Source organism: Paenibacillus sp. JGP012 (assembly GCF_014203995.1).
In the GTDB taxonomy this organism is placed as follows: Bacteria; Bacillota; Bacilli; order Paenibacillales; family Paenibacillaceae; genus Paenibacillus; species Paenibacillus silvae.
This window is the reverse complement of the sequence record NZ_JACHKG010000007.1, coordinates 142,275-163,729: the sequence shown is the minus strand read 5'-3', so window position 1 is coordinate 163,729 and position 21,455 is coordinate 142,275. Positions and strand designations below refer to the sequence as shown.

The 21,455-nt window shown below is 48.7% G+C and carries 15 protein-coding genes and 2 tRNA genes; 3 read left to right on the top strand and 14 right to left on the bottom strand.

Translation table 11 applies throughout. The annotated features are described in order from the left end of the window. Nucleotides 1–16: 16 nt before the first annotated feature. Nucleotides 17–400, bottom strand: a complete 384-nt coding sequence (locus tag HNR77_RS11765) for a spore coat protein (protein ID WP_184184060.1) — start codon at nt 398–400, stop codon at nt 17–19. A 46-nt stretch (nt 401–446) separates the two neighbouring features. After that, nucleotides 447–680: a hypothetical protein gene (locus HNR77_RS11760; protein ID WP_184184057.1), complete on the bottom strand. Its 234-nt coding sequence runs from the start codon at nt 678–680 to the stop codon at nt 447–449. Between the two features lie 96 nt (nt 681–776). Between HNR77_RS11760 and HNR77_RS11755 the strand changes: the two genes are divergently transcribed. After that, the gene (locus HNR77_RS11755; protein ID WP_184184053.1) at nt 777–2,000 is read left to right on the top strand and encodes an NAD(P)/FAD-dependent oxidoreductase; all 1,224 of its coding nucleotides are present in this window, start codon (nt 777–779) and stop codon (nt 1,998–2,000) included. Nucleotides 2,001–2,136: 136 nt separating this feature from the next. Here HNR77_RS11755 and HNR77_RS11750 read toward each other — a convergent pair whose 3' ends face one another. The 4 genes from HNR77_RS11750 to HNR77_RS11735 form a co-directional block, all read right to left on the bottom strand. Then, nucleotides 2,137–3,360: an MFS transporter gene (locus HNR77_RS11750; protein WP_184184050.1), complete on the bottom strand. Its 1,224-nt coding sequence runs from the start codon at nt 3,358–3,360 to the stop codon at nt 2,137–2,139. Nucleotides 3,361–3,504: 144 nt separating this feature from the next. Further along, nucleotides 3,505–4,068, bottom strand: coding sequence for a hypothetical protein (locus HNR77_RS11745; protein WP_184184047.1), 564 nt, complete (start codon nt 4,066–4,068; stop codon nt 3,505–3,507). A gap of 120 nt (nt 4,069–4,188) precedes the next feature. Next, nucleotides 4,189–4,608: a DUF350 domain-containing protein gene (locus tag HNR77_RS11740; RefSeq protein WP_311768608.1), complete on the bottom strand. Its 420-nt coding sequence runs from the start codon at nt 4,606–4,608 to the stop codon at nt 4,189–4,191. Nucleotides 4,609–4,667: 59 nt separating this feature from the next. Further along, the gene (locus tag HNR77_RS11735; protein ID WP_184184044.1) at nt 4,668–7,034 is read right to left on the bottom strand and encodes an endonuclease MutS2; all 2,367 of its coding nucleotides are present in this window, start codon (nt 7,032–7,034) and stop codon (nt 4,668–4,670) included. Nucleotides 7,035–7,238: 204 nt separating this feature from the next. Here HNR77_RS11735 and HNR77_RS11730 point away from each other — a divergent pair, with 204 nt between their 5' ends. Both HNR77_RS11730 and HNR77_RS11725 read left to right on the top strand, forming a co-directional pair. Beyond that, a complete protein-coding gene (locus HNR77_RS11730; RefSeq protein ID WP_111272344.1) occupies nt 7,239–7,598 on the top strand; it encodes a phage holin family protein in 360 nt (119 codons plus the stop codon). Nucleotides 7,599–7,884: 286 nt separating this feature from the next. After that, nucleotides 7,885–8,262: a cupredoxin domain-containing protein gene (locus HNR77_RS11725; protein ID WP_184184041.1), complete on the top strand. Its 378-nt coding sequence runs from the start codon at nt 7,885–7,887 to the stop codon at nt 8,260–8,262. Nucleotides 8,263–8,360: 98 nt separating this feature from the next. Here HNR77_RS11725 and zapA read toward each other — a convergent pair whose 3' ends face one another. The 8 genes from zapA to HNR77_RS11685 form a co-directional block, all read right to left on the bottom strand. Further along, the gene (zapA, locus tag HNR77_RS11720) at nt 8,361–11,249 is read right to left on the bottom strand and encodes a cell division protein ZapA (protein WP_184184038.1); all 2,889 of its coding nucleotides are present in this window, start codon (nt 11,247–11,249) and stop codon (nt 8,361–8,363) included. Between the two features lie 138 nt (nt 11,250–11,387). Further along, complete coding sequence (pheT, locus tag HNR77_RS11715) at nt 11,388–13,841, bottom strand: phenylalanine--tRNA ligase subunit beta (RefSeq protein WP_184184035.1); 2,454 nt, start codon at nt 13,839–13,841, stop codon at nt 11,388–11,390. A gap of 47 nt (nt 13,842–13,888) precedes the next feature. Next, complete coding sequence (gene pheS, locus HNR77_RS11710) at nt 13,889–14,923, bottom strand: phenylalanine--tRNA ligase subunit alpha (RefSeq protein WP_184184032.1); 1,035 nt, start codon at nt 14,921–14,923, stop codon at nt 13,889–13,891. Nucleotides 14,924–15,347: 424 nt separating this feature from the next. Beyond that, on the bottom strand, nt 15,348–17,243 hold the full coding sequence (gene abc-f / locus HNR77_RS11705; RefSeq protein ID WP_184184028.1) for a ribosomal protection-like ABC-F family protein: 1,896 nt from the start codon (nt 17,241–17,243) through the stop codon (nt 15,348–15,350). A 447-nt stretch (nt 17,244–17,690) separates the two neighbouring features. After that, nucleotides 17,691–17,761, bottom strand: a tRNA-Gly gene (locus HNR77_RS11700). A gap of 12 nt (nt 17,762–17,773) precedes the next feature. Further along, nucleotides 17,774–17,847 (bottom strand) — tRNA-Pro (locus HNR77_RS11695). Between the two features lie 139 nt (nt 17,848–17,986). Continuing rightward, the gene (locus HNR77_RS11690; protein ID WP_184184025.1) at nt 17,987–20,113 is read right to left on the bottom strand and encodes a bifunctional diguanylate cyclase/phosphodiesterase; all 2,127 of its coding nucleotides are present in this window, start codon (nt 20,111–20,113) and stop codon (nt 17,987–17,989) included. Nucleotides 20,114–20,423: 310 nt separating this feature from the next. Beyond that, complete coding sequence (locus tag HNR77_RS11685; protein WP_184184022.1) at nt 20,424–21,380, bottom strand: aldolase catalytic domain-containing protein; 957 nt, start codon at nt 21,378–21,380, stop codon at nt 20,424–20,426. Nucleotides 21,381–21,455 lie beyond the last annotated feature (75 nt).

Genomic DNA, 21,455 nt, shown 5'->3' with positions numbered 1-21,455 from the left:
ACCCGGTATCTACAGGTTACATGTAATAAGGGTTACCGTAATTCGGCTGACGCGGAGATACATTCGGCACTTGATTGTAAGGATTGTTTTGCACAGTTTTCTCCTGAACGAACTGCTGACATTTCTGCTGTGCCTGATGTGCAGATTGAAGCTGCTTGTCCAGATCCTGGCGAGGAGCTTTAGCCGAAGCAGAATACATGTTGTTCTGCTGCATCAGGTTGAACAATTCACCCTGCAGCCTCAATGTATCATTGGTCAGATCATTGAACATACTGCGAATCATGGGGCAGGAAGATTCAGTCGTAGCTGTTGTATACTCGCGTGAAGTACGTCTTAAATCGGCAAGAATGGTTTTTAACAAATCCTGTTCCTGCATAAATTGTCCGGTTTGATTGTACATGGTTTTTCCTCCTATGCGTTGATAGTACTGCAAGGTGTCTGTAACTTTATTGCGATTGGGAGGGTGCAAGAGACTGGTGCTGATGCAGTGCTTGAATCAACGTGTTCATGTGTTGCTCGTGAGAACGAACATATTGATTCAATGCCTGTTGGATGGCCGGTTGTGTTGCAATGGAAGCTGTAGCGGCGCATTGCTTGATCAGCATCTCCTCATTAGAGATGGAATCGGCAATATAGTTCAATTCCTTTGGGCTGAGTGCTTGCATTTGTGAATGCTGCATGTACGTCTAACCTCCTTGATCTAAAGTTTATCCGAGCTTATTGTTACCTTGAATTGCAAAACTATACCAAATAAGATGATAAAGGAGTCGTTTGCAATGGATCTCGTTTATGGCACACCGTACTGGCCTTCTACCTACAAATCTGATGCGGACTATCCATCCCTGGATACCGATATCTCCTGTGACTGCCTGATCATAGGCGGGGGGATGGGGGGCGCCCTTACTTCCAGACTGCTGGCAGAACGCGGACTGGATACAGTCGTTATTGATAAACGTAAAATTGCTCATGGAAGCAGTTCAGCCAATACCGGCTTGTTGCAATATACCAACGACAAAACGCTAACCTCATGTATTCATACATTTGGAGAAAACAAAGGAGTGCGCTTCTACGAGCTGTGTCGTGAGGCGATGAAGCAGCTCACCGAAATTGCCAGAAAGCTGGACACCGATCCGTGGTTTATCCCGCGCACCAGCTTTTGTTTTGCCAGCTCTGAAGAAGATGTTGCATTGCTTGAGGAAGAATATCAAACCCTGCAAAAGTACGGATTTGAAGCCGAGCTGTGGTATGCAGATCAGATTAAAAAGCATTTTCCTTTTGAAAAGCCGGCTGCGTTATACACCAAGGGGGATGCGGAAGTGAATCCGTATCGCTTTGTTCAAGGGTTGTTTGAATCCGCACGTCAACATGGGGCACGCATCTACGAACAAACGGAAATGATACACTGTGACTATGATGACGAGGGGGTGTGGTGTTATACCTCTAATGGGAAAATAAGAGCCAAGCGGATTGTTTATGCTACCGGTTATGAGACACAGGAGATCAAAAAAGATCGCGCAGCCTACCTGAAATCTACGTATGCCATCACAACCAAACCACTGCCTGATCTGAGCAGCTGGCATGAACAGGCCATGATTTGGGAAACTGCACGCCCATATCTGTACATGCGTACCACGCCGGACAATCGCATTATTGCAGGCGGGCTGGATGAAGAATCACCTGACAAAGATCTGCGCGAGCTTCGTGCCAAGCATCAGGGCGAGGTTTTGCTTGAAGAGGTCAGATCCTATTTCCCGCTCGATGCACTTGAGATGGATTATGCTTGGGGCGCTGTATTTGGTAATACACATGATGGCCTGCCCCTGATTGGCACACATCCGGACTACCCGCATTCCTATTTCGTTGAAGGTTACGGAGGAAATGGCACAGTGTACAGCATGATTGCTGCTACGCTCATTGCAGATGCCATCAGCGGCAAGACCAATGAAGAAGATATGCAGCTGTTCTCTCTAACGAGAACCAGCAAGCCTTCCCCTGCTTAGTGCTTACCTGCCACTAATCAGGCACACAAACAAAATATCCAGATTTATTTTGATCCTTACATCAATATGTAATCACGCAAAAAGGTACGGCACCGGAACTTGTATTTTCCCTGGCCGTACCTTTGCCTGTTCATTTTCATTTTTGCTCTTTAGACACTTCCTGGACCAACGATTTAAGCAGCAGCTTGCGCATGAAGGCCCACCCGATGAGCGGGAATGCACCAAGAGCAATGATCAGCCAGATTAATACCTTCTGAGAAGGAGAGTTGACGACAGTGATCATAAATATAGTCAGACCAAACAGTCTGCCACACATCAAACACAGCTCTCGTAATACGACAAGTTCAACTCTTTTCTCTACATTTTCGCCACTTGTGCCCATCATGTCGAACCCTGCCGAGATCATCGGCAATATATATAAAGGCATCGCTACCGCACTTCCAATTCCCATAAAGAGCAATGTTCCATACGTTACTTTCCAGAGCAATGGAAACAGTACAACCAGCAGCAGCAAGCTTCCTGCAAACATACCTTTATATCTGTAATGCGGTTTAAACCATTTACCTGCCGCCCAATAACTGACCAGTGCCACCGCTGAGGTAATCAGCGAGAACTGTCCGAGCTTATACTCTTGTGTTGTCGCCAAATATACCAGCAGCGCAATCAGAAAAGCAAAGACACCTTCCCTGACCCCTTGAGCAAACAATCCCATAGCCAGCGGCCGCCAAGGGCTATTCGGAATGGATAACTGCCTGATCGGTTCAAACCAACGATATGTGCCGCTGACTTTTCGTTTTTTCAGAAAAAAACTGCAAATCACCGCGACGATATAGATGACAAGCGACACCGTAAAAATAAACCGGTAGCCTGTATTGTCTGACATACGTGAAATAATAAGACCGGAAAACCACGGGCCAATAATACCAGCCATGGAGCCCAGCAACCCGACCCATCCATTAAACAGGTCTCTGTTCTCCCGATCGGTCACTTCAAAGTACACCACATTAAATGCGATCCAGAATAGCCCCAAGGCACAGCCGAGCAGTAAGCCTAGCGGCCATATCCAGTCAACGGCCTGCTCTCCCGTCCATAACACAAGCAGATAAAATATTCCTGAAAAGGCCGTGCCCAGCCTTAGCGCAGCCATTTTGTTATGCTCCTTAACCCACTTGCCAGCAAGCCAAAACGTGATGCCAATCGCCAATTGCTGACTAATTGTAAACCAGCCGATCATGGTGTAATCCGGCCGGCTCTTCCAGAGAAACACGTTCAGGAATGTGCCTGATAGCGCTCCCGCTAACGCAAACAATCCATTCACGCCCAAAAGCAGAATGGATTGTCTTCCCAAAGTAATCTTCATCTGCCCCTCCTTATCACCTGAAGCCAACAGCCAAAACCCGAACAGGCGGCTCTTGGCATTAACCTGCCCCAAGTGAAAGAAAAACATGATGAGTCTTTGGATTTGTATAAAATTAGCTTTCAAACCATACTTGTCCTTATACAGTTACTGTGCGCTCAGGTTCTGGATCAACCGCAGACGGTCATCTTCAGATAAACTGTATTGCACCTGGAAGCATCCGGAGCACACATAAGTCAGAACTGTAAATGGAGGTGACAATACGGACCCTTTCCCTGAAGCCGCATTGGCCATCGGTGTAAACGTATCTGGACTGGCTGCCTGTGAGCCGGCAAGAATCATAAATTCTCTGCAATTCGGGCACTCCGGCACTTCCTCTTGCTGATCCAGCTGCTTCTCCACACCCTGCTCATACTGGATCAGATCATTGCCTTCGTCTGCATATTTGTTCAGCGTACGAAGCTCTGGCAATTTAAGCTCAACTTCATCGCCCCATAACGAAGTCAGGTCTGAACTCTGCTCTTGCTCTGTTACGCTGTCCGTATCATAGAACGCTTCATCCGCATCATCATTTTCTTCGTCCCCGATGCTAATATTCAGTGTACGGTAGCCTTTCAATTCATTGTGGCAATAAGGGCACTCTTCCTCTGGGCCCAGCTCTTCATCCCAAACGATCTCTGTGTGACACCAAGGGCATACTGTTGTTTCCATCGTATATCAACCTTTCTCCTTCAAATAATCATGTATTCATTACATAAATCACACCGATGGCAAAAAACACGAGTGATGCCGCAAACAAAATCCGTATCAATATTTTCATCATCGATCCCCCTAGATAATGCTTGCACCAATAACAAAGGACAATGAAACCGAAATGATCATCGATATCAAGCCGACTGCCCGGTTATCCGCTTCAATCTCCCGATCAATCGAAAATACCGGGGTCAGAAACTCAAATAAGAAATACGCCACCAGCAGCAGCACAAAGCCAACAACTGACCATGTCATTGCATCGTATACCGAGGATTTTGCCTGGATGCAAAAACGGAGTACATTGCAAATCCCGAAGATTTTGCCTCCCGTAGCCATTGCAACAGCCACGTTGCCTTTTTTGATCTCCGACCAGCATTTATACTTGGTCACCAGCTCGAAGCATGCCAGAAAAATAAGCAGCTCCATAATTGCTACCGAGAAGAAACCGAGGACCATCCCCAACGGATGAGACAGCAGTCCGTCAATCGCTTCTTTCACGCCTCATTCTCCTTCCGAATCCGCTGTCCCAATGATCAGGACAGCAGATAGTGTTCTGGCTATTCCAGTTCAGCGACGGTCACACCATTGCCGCCTTCTCCGTAATTGCCCAATCGATAACTTTTAACATGTTTATGCTTACGCAGGTAATCTTGAATACCAGAACGCAAAATTCCTGTTCCTTTGCCGTGAATAATGTAGACCATTCCCAGATTGGCGAGGAATGCCTCATCAATGAATCGATCCGTCTCCATCAGCGCTTCTTCCAGATTAGTACCGCGCAGATCCAGCTCACTTTTTACATTGTCATCTCGCGTACGTTTCATGCCTGTTACCGGCTTCTGCTTCGGTTGCTTCACAGCAGGCGCTGCTTGCTGCAATTCGAGATCATCCAGCGATACCTTCATCTTCATAATACCAAGCTGTACAACCGCATCCTTGCTGCCAGCCATCTCCACGACATGGCCCTTCTGGTTGAGACTGTAGACGAGCACTTCATCCCCTGGCCCAATGGCACGAGCTTTGGGAGCAGCTGATTTTTTGACCGTTTTTCTGCGCTTCTCTGGTTCAGCCTCATCCAGCTGCTTGCGTGCAGCGATCAACTTGTGCTCCTTGACAGACGCTCCCTCTTCCATCGCAAGCTGCCGCAGATCAGCGATGATTTTCTCAGCTTCTGCACGAGCCTTGTCTACGATGCTGCGAGCATCCTCCTCTGCCTTTTCAATCCGGCGGTCACGCTGCTGCTCCAGCTTCTCCAGCTCGGCCTGATGGCGGCTGCGTAATTTCTCCATGTCCTGACGAAGGATTTCCGCCTTCTGGCGTTCTTGTTCAGCGGTAAGGCGATTTTCCTCGAGGGAAGCGATCATATGCTCAATCCGTTGATCCTCTTCCTTCACTTCACCACGCGCATAATCGAGAATATATCCTGGCAACCCGAGGCGCTCCGCGATCGCAAAAGCGTTACTGCGACCAGGTACACCGACCAAGAGGCGATACGTTGGACTAAGTGTATTGATATCAAATTCCATGCTTGCATTAATGACACCTTTACGCTCATAGGCGTAGGCCTTCAGCTCACTGTAGTGAGTTGTGGCAACCATCCGGCAACCTGTCCGGTGCATATGCTCCAGCATCGAGATCGCGAGTGCAGAACCTTCTGCGGGATCGGTCCCTGCCCCAAGCTCGTCCAGCAGGACGAGACTTTTCGGCGTCATATTTTTCAGAATACGAATGATGTTGGTCATATGGCTGGAGAATGTACTCAGACTCTGTTCGATGCTCTGCTCATCACCAATATCGGCATAGATGGCATCAAATACACAGAGCTGGCTGCCGTCCTCGGCTGGTACAAACAGTCCTGACATAGCCATGAGGCTTAATAGACCAATCGTTTTCAGTGTTACCGTTTTACCACCTGTATTCGGACCCGTCACGATAATAGAAGTGTAGTCATTGCCCAGCTCTACATCAATCGGAACGACATGTTCAATCGGGATAAGCGGGTGCCGTCCCTTTTTTAGCTTGAGGAAACCGCGATCATTCATCCGAGGAAGCGTTGCTTTCAGTTCACGAGCCAGGCGTGCTTTGGCAAAAATAAAATCAAGGGATGCCAGCAAATCGACATCATATAACAACCATTCGCCCTGCTCACTGACAAGTGCCGTCAATTTCTGCAAAATGATCTCAATTTCACGTTCTTCCCGAATCCGGGTCTCGCGTAATTTGTTGTTCATAGCCACGATAGATTCCGGCTCAATGAAAAGTGTTGCTCCTGAACCTGACTGGTCATGCACGATACCACCGAAGTACGAGCGGTACTCTGCTTTAACCGGAATAACAAAACGATCTCCCCGGATCGTAATAAGCTGGTCCTGCAGCATTTTGGAAACGGTAGACGAGCGAATCATGGAATCCAGCTTCTCACGAATGCGAGCTTCTCCCCCGCGCAGCTCACGGCGAATCTGTGCCAGCGTCACACTTGCCGTATCTGCAACCTCTGCATTGTCGTCGATACAGATGCGAATCGCATCCTCCAGATCCTTTTGCTCAGACAGCTGATCGCTGATATAAAAGAGCGATTCAATCGGTTCATCCTCATGAAGTGCTGCAATCTGACGTTTCAAACGTCTGGCTGCATGCGTTGTATTAGAGATGCCAAGCAGCTCATGCGGGTTCAAAGTACCTCCAATTTCAGCACGTTTCACGGAAGCTGTAATGTCAACAATTCCGCCGAAGGACGGTGAGCCTTTCAACCGATCAAAGGTAAACGCTTCGTCCGTTTGCTGAAGCAAACGTTTTACTTCCTCCAGTTCACTAATCGGCTCAAGCTGCTCCGCTTTTTTCTTGCCCATTGATGTTTGAGCGAAGCCGAGCAATGTATTTAAAATTTTGCGATATTCCAGTGTGTGTAAAATTTTCGTGTCCAAGTTTACAACTCCTTCCAAACTATATTTGTATTATAACGAAAGAACCTGTGCTGCGCTATTTAACGAATCCTTCCACACATAAGTTTGATTGTAAAGCAGCAAACTACGATGGTCAGGATTGTCTATACAATTCAAAAGCCCAAGCACAGCAGCACCATTTGAATTCAATTAGTCAATCCAATCTGATACAAAGGAGGTAACCCCATGAATTTTCTGGGCCATGTCGTACGATTTATTATTGCCGCCATTGTACTGATGGTTGTGAGCTGGATTGTTCCCGGCTTCGCCGTCGGCGGTTTCTGGAGCGCGCTTATGCTTGCTCTTGTTATCGCTTTGCTTGGCTGGATCGTTGAAGGCATCTTTGGCAAAAGAGTCAATCCCTTCGGCAGAGGAATTGTCGGCTTCATCGTCAGCGCACTGGTTATCTGGCTAGGCCAGTATGTCGTTGATCACGTTCATGTCAGCCTGCTCGGTGCCATTCTTGCTGCTTTGGTTATCGGGATTATCGATCTCTTCATTCCGGTGTCCACCCCGTTTGATGCCGGACGCAGCTCCAAGAGTTAAACACAGTGCATGTGCCGACCTGGCTCTAGCAAGGCATCTTAAACCTCTGAAGGCTTTCAGCCTGAAGAGGTTTTTCTATTTACCTATTTATAGCCTGCTTACAGTCTATCTATAGTCAATCCATACCCTTATTCACAATCTTATCCATGCCAGATCCCTTCGTACGCATGTGCATCAATTTTCAATAAAACGACATACCCGACATGTACAGGCATTGTTCAATTGCGGTATGATGACTTCAGGAATGATTCAAATTTTATCCATATTACATGTTAGGAGGCACATCATGAAGAAAGGTATGGCTTGGCTTGCCGCCTGTATGTTAATCCTTGTTCTGGCTGCATGCGGAAACCCTAACGATTCAAACTCCCAAGCATCCGAACCGGAAGTGGCAGCCAGTGAACAACTGGTCATCAAGGCAAGCAACTATGAGTTCGATCAACCTGAATACCGGATCAAAAAGGGCGTTCCGGTCAAAATTGTGTATGAAAATGTGAACGGAAATCACGGGATACTTGTGCCAGAATTGAATCTGCAACTGGACACGCAGAAAAACTCCAAAGTGATTACCCCGGACAAAGCTGGTGAATTCGAAATGTCCTGCTCCGTTTTTTGCGGCTCGGGTCACAGCAGCATGATCTCCAAAATTATTGTTGAGGAATAACATTCAATACAAGGAGCCCCCGCAGCGACGGGGGCTCTTCCTGTATTATAACAAATTGTGCAAGAGTTTGCTGATCAGAACCTTACGGAAACAAACCGCTATGTCTGATCCTGCTCAATCAATTCAATCCATTCGTTATATTCCGTCTGTAATTTCGTATATTCATCATGGAGCTGGCGATATTCCCTATTCAGCTGCTCCGCCTTCTCTTGTTCCATTTCCCGCTCAACTTGCATTAACCGCAGCTGATTGGCCGCCAGTTCATAACGTTCACTAATTTCACTCAGTTCATTCTCCATAATCTGCTTCTCTTCGTCTGCCTCAGCTTGCAGCTGCTCCCGCTGTGTGCGCTCCTTCAAGAGCTGGTCTCGCTCCTGTGCCAGTTCCTCCAGCTTCTCTGAACTCACCGCACTTTCACGCTGCCACGCCGTCAACTCGCTCTCCAGTGCAGTCCATCGTTCTTGCCATGCCTGCTCCTGGGACGCCCATTCTTCCGCACGAAGCTTCCATACCTGCTCGTTCTGCTTGGCTGCCTGTACCGTATGTTCCAATTGAGCTCGGAGCCCTTCTTCACGTTCCGTCAGTTGCTCGATGCGAGAAGACAGCTCTGCCTGATTAGCTGACAGATCCTCATGTTTAATCTGCCATTCCAGAGCCTCCTCTTCAGTCTGAGCAAGTTGATTCGCCTGCTCCGTATAACGTTTGGCAAGCTGTTCGGCTGACTGTCTTGCATCGTCAAGCGCATCCTCCAGGCCTTGTCTCTCTGCTTCAAGCTCACTCATACGGGAGCCGATGTTCTCTTCACGCTGCAGCGCATCACTATAATCATTACGGATCTGTTTGTACTGCTCTTGCAGACGGATTAATTCCTCTTGCGCGCTTTGCAGTTCATCATGAGCCCCATTTAATTCATCATGGACCCCATTCAATTGATCACGGGTTTCATTCAATTCTTCACGCGTATCATTTAATTCATGACGAGTTTCATTCAGTTCATTACGAGTGACATCTAGTTCATTACGAGTGCCGTCCAGCTCCGCAACCAATTGCTCGCGCTGAACTCCCAGCTCCTCGGCTTCTTTCTCATATCGCACGGCCTCCTCATTGTAAAGACGCGCTTCTTCTTTGACAACCGTCAGCTCATCATGCAAAGACTGCACGCCCGATTCCAGCGTTTCATTTTGCTCGGCAGCTTCAAGAATCTGATTCTCCAAATCGCCAATTTCAGCCAGGCGCTGCTCGGCAAGCACCTTCCAAGACTTCTCGCTCTCGGTGAGTCCGCTAATTTCATTCTGCAATGTACGCACAGCCGCATGAGCCTGTTCAAGCACCTTCTGCAATCTGCGTTGCTCTTCCTCCGACTTCGCTTCCGCTTCAAGCAGATGCTGTGCATCCTGCTCAAGCTGGGCGTGCTGCTCCTGAAGCTTGCGCAGTTGAGCTGTAAGTGCTGTCTCACGCTCCACCGCTTCGTTGTACTGCTCCTGCCATTGCTGTTGGGACGCCTGAGCCTGTTTCAACGATTGCTCTGTTTCGCGCAGCTTGGTTTGCAGTTCGCTGCTGTCGCCTTTAATCTGCTCCAGCTGCTGCTGCAGCTCCACAATGCGGCGTGCCTGAATTTCCTGCTCCTGCATGAGAGCCTCTTGCTCCTCATGCAGCGACTGTACTTGTGTACGTTCCGTCTGCAGCAGCTGCTCCTGCTCGGAAACCACTTCCTGCGCATGCTTCAGCTGCTGCTGCACTGCTTCAAGCTGTTCATTCAATTGTTGTATACGAGCTTTCGCCTGCCCACGTTCTTCCTCAAGCTGATGTATGAGCTTGCTTCTTTCCTGTTTAAGGCGTTCCTCAGCGGCTGCTGTTGTCTCGGCCGCACGGACAGCTGCCGCTTCCTGCTCTTCTTTCAGCTGCTCTTCAAGCAATGCTTCTTTCTCCATCCATTCCAGTTCAGCTTGCTCTGCAAGAGCTTTAAATTCGGCCTCAAGCTGCTCCATCACAGTACGCTGCTTCTGTTCGGCTTCAGCCTGTAAAACCTCTCGCTCCTGCTTCGCCTGCGCAGTCAAAGCATCTGCCTGCTTCCGGGCTTCATGCTGTGCTTGCTCCAGACGCTGCTTCATCTGCTCCTGCAGCTCAGCATATTGAACAGCTGCTTCCTCCTGCACCTGCTGCAATTTAACCTCAGCCTGCTCCAGTTCAGACAGAATAGCTGCTTCAGCTTCTTCCTTGGCCGCCTGTACCTGCTGTGCCGCCTGAGCCTCCACTTTCTGCCGTTCAGCCGCCGCCAGGCGTTCTGCTTCCTTCAATTGAGCTGCGCTTCTGTCCTGCAGCTCTTTGTATTGAGCAGCAGCTTTGGCCTGCACCTGCTGCAGCTCCGCTGTCGCACGGTTCTGAGCTTCCTTAAGCTGCACCGCAGACTGCGCCTGCACTTGCTTCAGCTGATTAGCCGCTTTTTCCTCTGCTTCCTTAACACGTGCAGCAGCTTTGGCCTCCGCTTCTTTAAGCTGTGCCGCACTTTGAGTCTGCAGCTTCTGAATCTGCTGCTTCATCTGACTGCGCTCCTGCTCCAATAGCGCAGTCAGCCTGGAGATTTCGGCCTGCTTCTCTGAAGCCAGCTTCTGCAAAGCCTGCTCCGCTTCCTGCTTCTGCTGACGAACCTCATGAAGAGACTGGTCGCGCAGCTGCAATTCGTTTTGATGTTCACTCTGAATGGCGTTTAACCGGTTGATTTCTTTGCGAAGCTCTGTACGTTCTCCCGTAAGCATCTTGAGCTCATTGCGGATTTCCTCCGTCTGAAGAGACTGCTCAGCCATATGTACAGCCGCAAGTACAGCAATGCGCGGCGTATCTAAACGGGAATGACTTTTTGAAATAGCGCTCATACGCTCATCTACCAGGTTTGCTACTTGTTTCATATAGTCGGCACTGCTGCCAACCAGTTTATAGGAAGTCCCGTAAATCTCTACGGTGACGCGTGTACGATCAGGTGTAGTCACAGTTGTGCCCTCCTTCAAGTCTGTATGTTGATTCTAAGCTGTCATGACAAAAAAGTCACATCGATCCTCTACTGCTAAGGATTCGATGTGACTTGAAGCAATTCCTGCTAATCTCTATTCAAAAAATTGACTTCCGTTCTATTTGCGCAGTTCTGCATTGAATTGCTCTTCCAAACGTGTGACAACACGTGCATGCACTTCCGTAATCTCTTCATCCGTCAGCGTACGTTCACGGTTCCGATATACGAGAGCCATCGCCACACTTTTCTTGTCTTCACCAAGCTTGCTGCCTGTGAACACATCGAATACCTGCACGGTCTCCAGCAGTTCACCTGCGGATTCACGAATAACGCGCAGCATGTCTCCAGCTTCAATATCCTTGCCTACCACTACAGCGATATCACGTTCTACAGCCGGGAAGCGCGGAAGCTCGCGATAACGAATTTCCGCGTCAGCTTCTTTATATATCGCCTCAAGGGCAATTTCAGCCACATAAACATCGTTCAGATCATACTGTTGCTGCAGCTCTGGATGCAATTGACCAATTGTACCGATCAACGTGCTCTCACTGCCATCTTTGCTGTCCAGGAGCACGGAAGCAGAACGCCCAGGATGGTAACCTTCCGGACTGTTCGCCACAAGACGAATTCGTTGCCCCAATCCCAGATAAGCAAACAGATGTTCAAGCGCTCCCTTCAAGTCGAAGAAATCCACTTTCTCCACCCCGACATTCCATTGCTGCGCTGCACGATTGCCTGTAAGCAGCATAGCGAGTACCGGAATTTCATGTGGCTGCTTGGTCAGCTTTTCTTCTTCCGTGAAGAATACACTGCCCACTTCAAACACCGCAAGTGAATCCTGTTTCCGGTTCATATTGTACACGGCAGCATCCAGCATCTGTGGCAAAATGCTTGTGCGCAGCACGCTGCGATCCTCACTCATCGGCATGGCCAGCTTAACCGCTTTGCTTCCTTGAGTCAGAGCTGGGAACAACACCGCTTTGTCCGGGTGCACAAACGAATAACTGATCATTTCCTGCCAGCCGCTGCCGGACATTACACTGCGAATCGTACGACGAATGGCTTGAGGACGTGTGTATGCTCCCGGTGTCGTCGGTCCTTCGATCCATGTCGTTGGAATGTTGTCATACCCGTACAGACGGGCAACCTCTTCAAACAAATCCACGTCCAGCGTAATATCTCCTCTGCGCGTCGGCACCTCAACGTCCAGCACTCCCTGCTCCGCATCACCACATGCAAAATGTAACCGGGCAAAGATCGTTTTCACTTCTAGCAAAGACAAGTCTGTACCCAGATAACGGTTAAGCCTGCTCAGCGACATTTGAATGACACGTTTCTCGGAAGCCTCCGCTCCAGCCTGTACAATCCCTTGATGCACAATCCCTGACGCATAACGCTGAATGAGTTCAGCCGCACGATCCAGAGCCGTAATGACCGCACCCGGGTCCACCTCTTTTTCAAAACGCAAGCTTGCTTCGGAACGCAGCCCCAGTTGGCGCGACGTCTTCCGCACAGTTCCGCCATCAAACTTGGCGGACTCCAGAAGCAGATTTACGGTTCCCTCCGATACCTCGGAGTTTTCACCGCCCATCACCCCTGCGATGGCAACCGGTTTTACGCCATCGGTAATGAGCAGCATATGCGGCTCCAGCTTGCGCTCCTGACCGTCCAGCGTCACAATCGTTTCGCCCTCATGCGCCATGCGCACCTCAATGCATCCATTTTCCAGCTTATCCGCGTCAAACGCATGCAAAGGCTGACCATATTCCAGCATCACATAATTCGTAATGTCCACGATATTGTTGATAGGACGTACGCCGGCCGCAACGAGACGGTTTTGCATCCACAGCGGGGAAGCCCCCAGCTTGATGCCAGTCACATAACGAGCCGCATAGTGGCTGCATTGCTCCTGCGCTTTGATCTCTACCGAGATATGCTTAGCGGCTTCATCGCCAGCTTCGACCAACTGTTCCTTCGGATTCGGCAGCTTCACTTCACGGCCAAGAATGGCCCCCACTTCGTATGCTGCACCACGCATGCTCAAAGCGTCGGAACGGTTCGGCGTCAGATCCAGCTCCAGCACATGATCGTCAAGACCCAGCACCCGGCTGATCGGCGTACCAATCTCGGTCTGCTCCGGCAAAACCAGAATGCCTTCCTGTTGATCCTTCGGCAGCAATTTGTCGTTCATGCCCAGCTCTTTGGCGGAGCAGATCATGCCGAGCGATACCACGCCGCGCAGCTTCGCCTTTTTGATATCCAGACCGCCAGGGAGCTTTGCACCTACAAGGGCTACCGCTACCTTTTGACCCGCATCCACATTTTTGGCGCCGCATACGATCTGCAGATCTTCCTCTTGTCCTGCATCGATAACACATACATTCAGTTTGTCCGCGTCCGGGTGTTTCTCCTTGCTTTTGACGTAGCCTACAACGACCTTGTTTACGCCCTGATTGCGGTTCTCCACAACATCAATTTCGATCCCTGCACGGGTTATTTTCTCTGCCAGCTCCTGTGGTGTCACACCTTCAAGCGAAATATAATCAGACAGCCAATCTGTCGATACTCTCATGCATGTTCACTTCCTTAATCTATATATTGGTTTGACGTTTATTTGAATTACAGCCGTCCGAATTGTTTCAGGAACGTCTGATCACTGTTGTAGAAATGGCGAATGTCGTCAATGCCGTATTTGAGCATCGCAATCCGCTCTACCCCCATGCCAAAGGCAAAACCGCTGTATTTCTCCGGGTCATATCCGCCCATCTCAAGCACTTTCGGGTGAACCATACCGCCGCCCAAAATTTCAAGCCAGCCTGTTTGCTTGCAAACCCGACAACCGCTGCCGCCGCACTGCACGCAGGTTACATCCACTTCAGCACTTGGCTCGGTGAACGGGAAGAAGCTTGGACGCAGACGAATTTCCGTGTGAGCTCCGAACATTTCACGTACAAACTGCAGCAGTGTTCCTTTCAGATCACTCATGCGGATGTTTTCGCTGATCACGAGACCTTCTACCTGATGGAACTGGAAGGAGTGCGTCGCATCATCGTCATCACGGCGGTATACTTTACCTGGGCAGATAACCTTTACGGGAACTTCACCCTGCATGCTCTGCATCGTACGAACCTGCACAGGTGAGGTGTGTGTACGCATGAGCAGGTCCTCTGTCACGTAGAAGGAATCCTGCATATCACGGGCCGGGTGATTTTTAGGCAGATTCAACGCTTCGAAGTTGTAATAGTCCATCTCGACCTCTGGACCTTCCGCTACACGATATCCCATGCCGATGAAAATATCTTCGATCTCCTGCACCACTTTGGTCAGCGGGTGCAAACCGCCTTGACGTCCACGACGTCCTGGCAAGGTCACGTCAATCTTCTCGGATTGCAGACGCTTCGCGGTCTCCTCCTTCTGGAATTGCTCCTGCTTGCTGTTGATGACCTCTTCAATGGCTGCGCGCACTTCGTTACCAACTTGCCCGATGACTGGACGTTCCTCTGCACTAAGTGCACCCATGCCGCGCAAAATTTCAGTCAATGCACCTTTTTTGCCCAAATACTTTACACGCAGATCGGCCAGCGTCTGCGGATCGGTTACGCCGGACAGCTGCTCCAGCGCTTCGATCTTCAATGCCTCTAAACGTTCTTTCATGTGTAATTGCCCCCTTTAAATGCTGTGATTGCAACAAAAAAAGGCCTTTTCTCCCCAAAAGGGACGAAAAGACCGTGGTACCACCCTTGTTAGACTCCCGTTGTCACATCGGATTAATGATCCGCTGCTGCACGTTCTGCCTCACTCTGTACGGAATAACGACCGTTAACCGTTTACCCCTACTGTCGCTTCCGTGCATACACACATCAACAGGTTCAGGGAACCGCTCCGGAGTGAATTTCAGCAGCCTGGTTCTACAGAAACGCTCTCAATCTATGGCGCTTCCTCCCTGTCCAGAGGCACTGCTTACTTGTCTCCATCAATACGTTTGTTCAAGTTAAACTTATGCTTATACATTCCAATGATCGCTTGATCGTTCATTATTATAAGCAAAATACCTCGAAATAGCAAGCTTGCCCAGATGTTAATTTGCAGCGTTCCCCTGATTCCTCAGTTCTTTCAATCGCTGCTGAATCTTACGAATCTCGGCGGCTTCCGACTCCCGTCTCTCCTCATCCTCGGCAGTGATCAATTGCTCTGCCCCCGCAGCACTGACCGGGGAAAGCAATTCCGACAGCCTCATCTCCAGACGCAGCCGTTCATCATCCGAATCCCGTGTATCCAGCGCAGAATCCCGCAGCCGCACCGTTTGTTCCCAATCGGCTACACCACCCTCGAAGAGTGATGCCGTTCCGTCTGGCTTCAAGTCACACAGGCGATTCGCCAGCGTTCGGACTAACATGCGGTCGTGAGATACAAGAACTAACGCGCCGGAAGCTTCTTTCAGTACATTTTCCATCACTTCCTGCGTATCGATATCCAGATAATTCGTCGGTTCATCCAGCACAAGCAGATTGGCACCGCCAAAGTACAAACGCAGAAACGCTACCCTGCACTTCTCCCCCATGCTTAAATCTCCAATACGCTTGAACACATCTTCTCTTGAAAATAAAAAACATCCCAGAATTGTGCGCGCAGCGCTCTGTGTCATCGAGGGAAGCACAAGCAGACTGTCCAGCAATGTCATGTGTTCAGGCAGACCTTCCAGCTCCTGTGAAAAATAACCGATGCGGAGCTGCGGATGCCGGGTGGCTCGCCCCTGCACAGGCTGCAGCTCTCCAATCATTAATTTCAGCAGCGTGCTTTTGCCTGTTCCATTTGGTCCGCGGACCGCAAGCCGATCCCCGCGCTCCACTGCTATTTGAATATCACGAAGCAAAGACTGCTCCGGCTTATAGGAGAAGCTGACTCCCTCCAGCGCCAGAAGCTGCCGCGCACCAAGTGTGCTCATCTGCAGTTCCATGTTCAGCTTGGCTGCTTCACGCGGTTTATCCACCCGTTCATTCTCCAGCCGTTCCAGCTGCTTCTGTTTGGCGTGGTAACGCGAAATATTTTTATTGGCCCTGGCCTTGTAAAAGCTCTGGGTGATCTTCGCCTCTTGATCTCCTGCCGAGTTATGGGCTTTATGAAACCACTGCTGATAATTACGAATGGTTTCCTCCAGCGCTTTGCGTTCCAACTGCTGCTTGCGATAAATCGTCTCCTGTTCTTTGAGCTCACGCTCCTTGTGTGCCTTGTAATCGGAGTAACCGCCCTTGTATTTGGTCAGCCGATCTGCGCTGAATTCGATGACACCTGTGGCAACCTGATCTATAAACGTACGGTCATGGGATACAAACAGCACCGTGCCTTCATATGCAGACAGCCAGCTTTCCAGCCAGCGCATGCTCTCTTCATCCAGATGATTGGTTGGCTCATCCAGAATCAGAAACCTGGGCTTGCTCACCAGAAGCCCTGCCAGCCGAGCCTTCGTTTTCTGACCGCCGCTAAGGGAGTGGTAAGGCCTGCCCCAATGCTCTGCCGTCAGACCAAGCCGGGTCAACACCTTCTCTACCTCTGTTTCCCACATGTACCCGTTCAGCTGCTCATATTCTTCCAAAGAACGAGCATATTGGTCAAGCAAAGAAGTGTCCTCCCCTGCATCTGAATCCCTTAACCGGTGCTCCATGTCTTCCAGTGCCCGTTTGATCTCGTCAATCCGTCCACTCTCCCGGCGTACTGCATCCAGCACCTGAATGTCATCCGTTACGTCTGTGCGCTGCCGCATAAAACCCCATTCCTGCAGCGCAAGATGCCGATCGATCCGTCCACCTCCCTGCTCCTCGCCTAATATAATGCGTAACAAGGTGGTTTTGCCGCATCCGTTGCGACCCAGAATAGCAAGGCGTTCGCCCTCGTTAATTTCAAGGTTTAATCCTGCAAACAATTCATGTCCGTTCCACTCTTTTGATACTTCATGCAAGCGTACCAATGTCATCATGAGTCCTCATCCTTTCCTGAACAAAAAAACCGCTGGCATCAGCCGGCGGTTTAGCAATTGTTATGGAATCAGGCATTCAAACACAGACATAGGTCTACAATGGCATGAACAAAGAAACCCAAATTGGAGTACAGCAAAGCTTCCAAGCCCGCTCTTCTCATTGGTCCCATACCATTCCCATAGCTGAATCTGGACACACGAATCCCCTCATTGCTCAGCCGCTCGGCTGACTGCGTCATACATCAATGTGCAGTTAACTGGGGTTCAATTCATGTGTCTTACTTCATGGGACGTATGGTTACCTCTCATTCATATGTAGTATCAATACCTCGCTATTGTACCAGATCATTGAAAAAAAGCCAATCTCAATAAATAAGCTGTCGCAAATCTTTAAAAATGAACAAAAGAAAAACCCTTGAATCCAAGGGTTTCCGGTGCTGCTTATGAAGCGGGTGATGGGAATCGAACCCACGCTATTAGCTTGGAAGGCTAAAGTTCTACCATTGAACTACACCCGCAAAATGTAATGATCGGGACGACACGATTTGAACATGCGACCCCCTGGTCCCAAACCAGGTGCTCTACCAAGCTGAGCTACGTCCCGTTAAATTCCAGTGGAAGTTAACAGTAATTTTACAAAACTTAATATAACATGATCCATAAGAACGCGCAAGGTTCTTTTACGATTTTTACCATAAAAAAGGGTACCAAAAGGCAGGAACGCTCTCGCGGCCCTGCTGCTCTTACCCCGCAGGTATGTCTATGTCCCTTAGAAACTTCTTCTCGAAAACGGCAGCTTCAATCGGTTGACTGAAGAAATACCCCTGAGCCTCATGGCAGTGCTGGTTGCGCAAAAACAATATCTGATCTTCATTCTCTACCCCTTCAGCTGTCACTTTCAGCTGCAGATGGTGTGCCATCGAAGTGATGGTGGATACAATAGCGGCGTTGTTGCTATCTTCCATAATTTCATTGACAAAAGAACGGTCAATCTTGAGCCGGTCAATCGGCAAATCCTTGAGATAATGCAATGAACTATATCCTGTACCAAAGTCATCAATACTGATATGTACACCAATCTCCTTAATTTTACGAAGCTGTTCAAAAGCCCGATCCTTGTCAAACGTCATACTCTCGGTAATTTCAAGTTCAAGCCATGCAGGCTCCAGCCCCGTCTCTCTAAGGATGCTATTGATACTATCGAGCAGATGGGAATGCCTGAACTGTCTCATCGAGAGGTTGACTGACACGCATAATTTACGATATCCCGCATCCTGCCACCGCTTGTTCTGAGCACACGCCTCACGCAGCACCCATTCTCCCAGCGGAACGATCAGACCACTCTCCTCCGCCAACGGTATAAACTCTGCTGGCGATACGGAGCCTCGCTGCGGATGCTGCCATCTTACGAGCGCCTCCATGCCTACAACCAGTCCGCTCTGCAGATTCACCTGAGGCTGGTATACCAGGTAAAATTGATTACGAACCAATGCTTTACGCAGATCATTCTCCAGTTGCAAACGCTCCTGTGCCTTCATTTGCATCGCATGTGCGTAACGGTTAAGCTCTATCCCCTGTTCTTTCGCACTGTGCAGTGCGGTATCTGCATTCTGTATCATTTCTTCCGGAGATTTCCCGTCGTAAGGGAAAATGGCCATACCGATACCTAATGTTAGATGATACTCGTTCCCATCCACCATGACAGGCTTCTCAAAGAGCTGCAGAATGGATCGTGTTCGGCACACAGCCGTGTCCGTACCGTAGAAATCTGTCATCGTCAGCGCAAATTCGTCTCTCCCTAATCCGAATACCTCTTCTCCCGGAAGGGAAGAATGGCTCAAGCGTTGTCCAACCTGATGTAACACCCGATTAGCTGCCTGCTGACCGAGTGAATCGTTGATTGTTTTGAACCGATTAATATTGAGCACCAGCACACCAACGAGCTTCTCCTCCGCAACAGCCTCGTCCATCATCACTTTCAGCTGCTGGGTGAGACGACGGCGATTCGGAAGACTGGTAACATCATCATGATGCGCTATGTAATTCATTTTGGCCTCAGCTGCCTGCTGCTGCAAGAAAGGTGTGTCCACCACAGAGGAGTAAAGCCCCTTTTGAATGAAAAAGTACCCCATACAATTGCTAAGCATACCAAAGAGCAGATTCAGATCTTCCACTGTATCTGAGAATACAAGAAAGCCTTGAGCTAACAAGAAACAAAGTATACCACAGAGTATAGGCGGAATATTGAAGTCTCTAGACTTTCTCCACTCTGCATACAGAATGAGAGCACTAAAGACATACATCAGACCTGCCACTCCGTGCATAACATTGAATATTTCACCAAGCTCCTGCCCATCAAGCATCTTGGGCATCCAGCTCCATTCCTGGATAGCAAGTATGTACAGAACGAGAAAGCTGCCCAGTGTCACACTAAACAGAAAAAATTTGCGCGGTAATGCAACTTGTTTCTCCTGGACCGTATAAATGAATAAGAGACCCGCGGAACAAATCAGTGATCCCATCGTAGTCATCATCAAGGAAAAGTTGGATTCCATCATCGCTTTATAAGGAACTTCTTCAGCAAATGAAACGATATGAACCAGTTCAAATAGACCCACCATGAGAAAAAGTGTTGTCATTAACACTCTGCGCAGCGTCAATTTTTGGGTCTGGAACAGCCAGCTTTGATTGTAGATGCCTATACAAGCGGCGGCTTCAGCGAATCCACCCAGCAATGTTAACACCGGGTAACCCGAAATGATCAGATCAGAGTTTGAAGAAGAACGAAACCATTGACTTACGAGGAAAAACAATAAGCCGCCTGCGGCGACCCAACCTATTTGACTCTGATCTTGCATTTTAACCTTCATGCATTTTTTCCTTCCCGGGATCACTATCCTGAAATACGTGTAAGAATGAACGCTATTTTTCTCTATTTCACCAAGTATATTACACATTTCGACAAAAAAATATATTGACCAATGTTTAATTCTATATTCTGCATGTTCTATCTGGTACATAATAACATTTAAATCCGCGTTCGTGAACTAAAAAATAGTTATAAGTAGGAATATCTATTCATAAAAATGACTAAAAACAAGGAACAAAGAACTAAAAAAACATGGTTCTCAAGTGAGAAACCATGTTTTTTTGATTTTCAACCTTATTTCAGACTATTTTTCATTTATCGAAATTCACTTCAGGGGTTGTCAGCTTGTCATAGAAGTCAACCACTTTGTCTTTGTTTTCTGATGCACGAAGTGCCATAGCCGAACGAGGATGCTCGTCCAGTGCACCTGTGATCATGTAAGGCAGGATGTATCCCCATTCTTCTTTTTCTCTTAACGGAACCATCAGCTGCTCCAACACGTCAAGTACTGGACGCAAATTATATTTAGTTCCTTTCAGATGAGCTACAAGCAGTTCAGTCGGACAGTTCCCTGCTGCACGCCCCATACCATATACAGAAGCATCTAGCAATTCAACGCCAAGCTCCGCTGCTACAAGTGTGTTGGAGAAGGCAAGCTGCATATTGTTATGCGTGTGAACACCAAGGCGCTTATTCGGAAGATGTGTTTTGAACTTCTCGACCAGATATTTCACATCGTTATGATCCAGGCTTCCATAAGAGTCCACGATGTAAACCACATCAACCGAGCTGTCTTTAATCATTTCGAACGCTTCCAGCAGCTCATTCTCCATTACATTGGAGAGGGCCATAATATTCAGTGTCGTTTCATAACCGCGGTCATGGAATGTTTGCACCAATGCAAGCGCCTTGTCCACATCTTTGCTGTAACAAGCCACACGAATGAGATCCAGCATGCTTTCACTACGCGGCAAAATATCATTCTCATCTACCCGGCCCACATCTACAAGTGCAGACAATTTGGTATTTCCTTTTTGCGGAATCACTTTGCGCAGAAAATCATCGTTCAGAAAGCGCCATGGTCCGGCTTCTTCTGCACCTTTGAGCAATTTAGGGGAGTTTTTGTAGCCGATCTCCATATAATCAACGCCAGCTTCGTTCAGGCCTGCATACAGCTTTTGAACAAAGTCTACGCTAAAATCCCAATTATTCACCAATCCACCATCACGGATGGTACAGTCTACAATCTTGCAATGATTTGTCTTCATCAATGTCTGCTCCTTTTCTGACCAACTTGTGTATTCCTCTCATGATACTTGAACGTGATAAGAAAAGTAAAGGGA

What these genes read in the sequence shown, in the direction of transcription:
- HNR77_RS11765 (WP_184184060.1), bottom strand. Translation starts at nt 400, where the DNA reads ATGTACAATCAAACCGGACAATTTATGCAGGAACAGGATTTGTTAAAA.
- HNR77_RS11760 (WP_184184057.1), bottom strand. Translation starts at nt 680, where the DNA reads ATGCAGCATTCACAAATGCAAGCACTCAGCCCAAAGGAATTGAACTAT.
- HNR77_RS11755 (WP_184184053.1), top strand. Translation starts at nt 777, where the DNA reads ATGGATCTCGTTTATGGCACACCGTACTGGCCTTCTACCTACAAATCT.
- HNR77_RS11750 (WP_184184050.1), bottom strand. Translation starts at nt 3,360, where the DNA reads ATGAAGATTACTTTGGGAAGACAATCCATTCTGCTTTTGGGCGTGAAT.
- HNR77_RS11745 (WP_184184047.1), bottom strand. Translation starts at nt 4,068, where the DNA reads ATGGAAACAACAGTATGCCCTTGGTGTCACACAGAGATCGTTTGGGAT.
- HNR77_RS11730 (WP_111272344.1), top strand. Translation starts at nt 7,239, where the DNA reads ATGAATTTTCTGGGCCATGTCGTACGATTTATTATTGCCGCCATTGTA.
- HNR77_RS11725 (WP_184184041.1), top strand. Translation starts at nt 7,885, where the DNA reads ATGAAGAAAGGTATGGCTTGGCTTGCCGCCTGTATGTTAATCCTTGTT.
- pheT (WP_184184035.1), bottom strand. Translation starts at nt 13,841, where the DNA reads ATGAGAGTATCGACAGATTGGCTGTCTGATTATATTTCGCTTGAAGGT.
- pheS (WP_184184032.1), bottom strand. Translation starts at nt 14,923, where the DNA reads ATGAAAGAACGTTTAGAGGCATTGAAGATCGAAGCGCTGGAGCAGCTG.
- abc-f (WP_184184028.1), bottom strand. Translation starts at nt 17,243, where the DNA reads ATGATGACATTGGTACGCTTGCATGAAGTATCAAAAGAGTGGAACGGA.
- HNR77_RS11690 (WP_184184025.1), bottom strand. Translation starts at nt 20,113, where the DNA reads ATGAAGGTTAAAATGCAAGATCAGAGTCAAATAGGTTGGGTCGCCGCA.
- HNR77_RS11685 (WP_184184022.1), bottom strand. Translation starts at nt 21,380, where the DNA reads ATGAAGACAAATCATTGCAAGATTGTAGACTGTACCATCCGTGATGGT.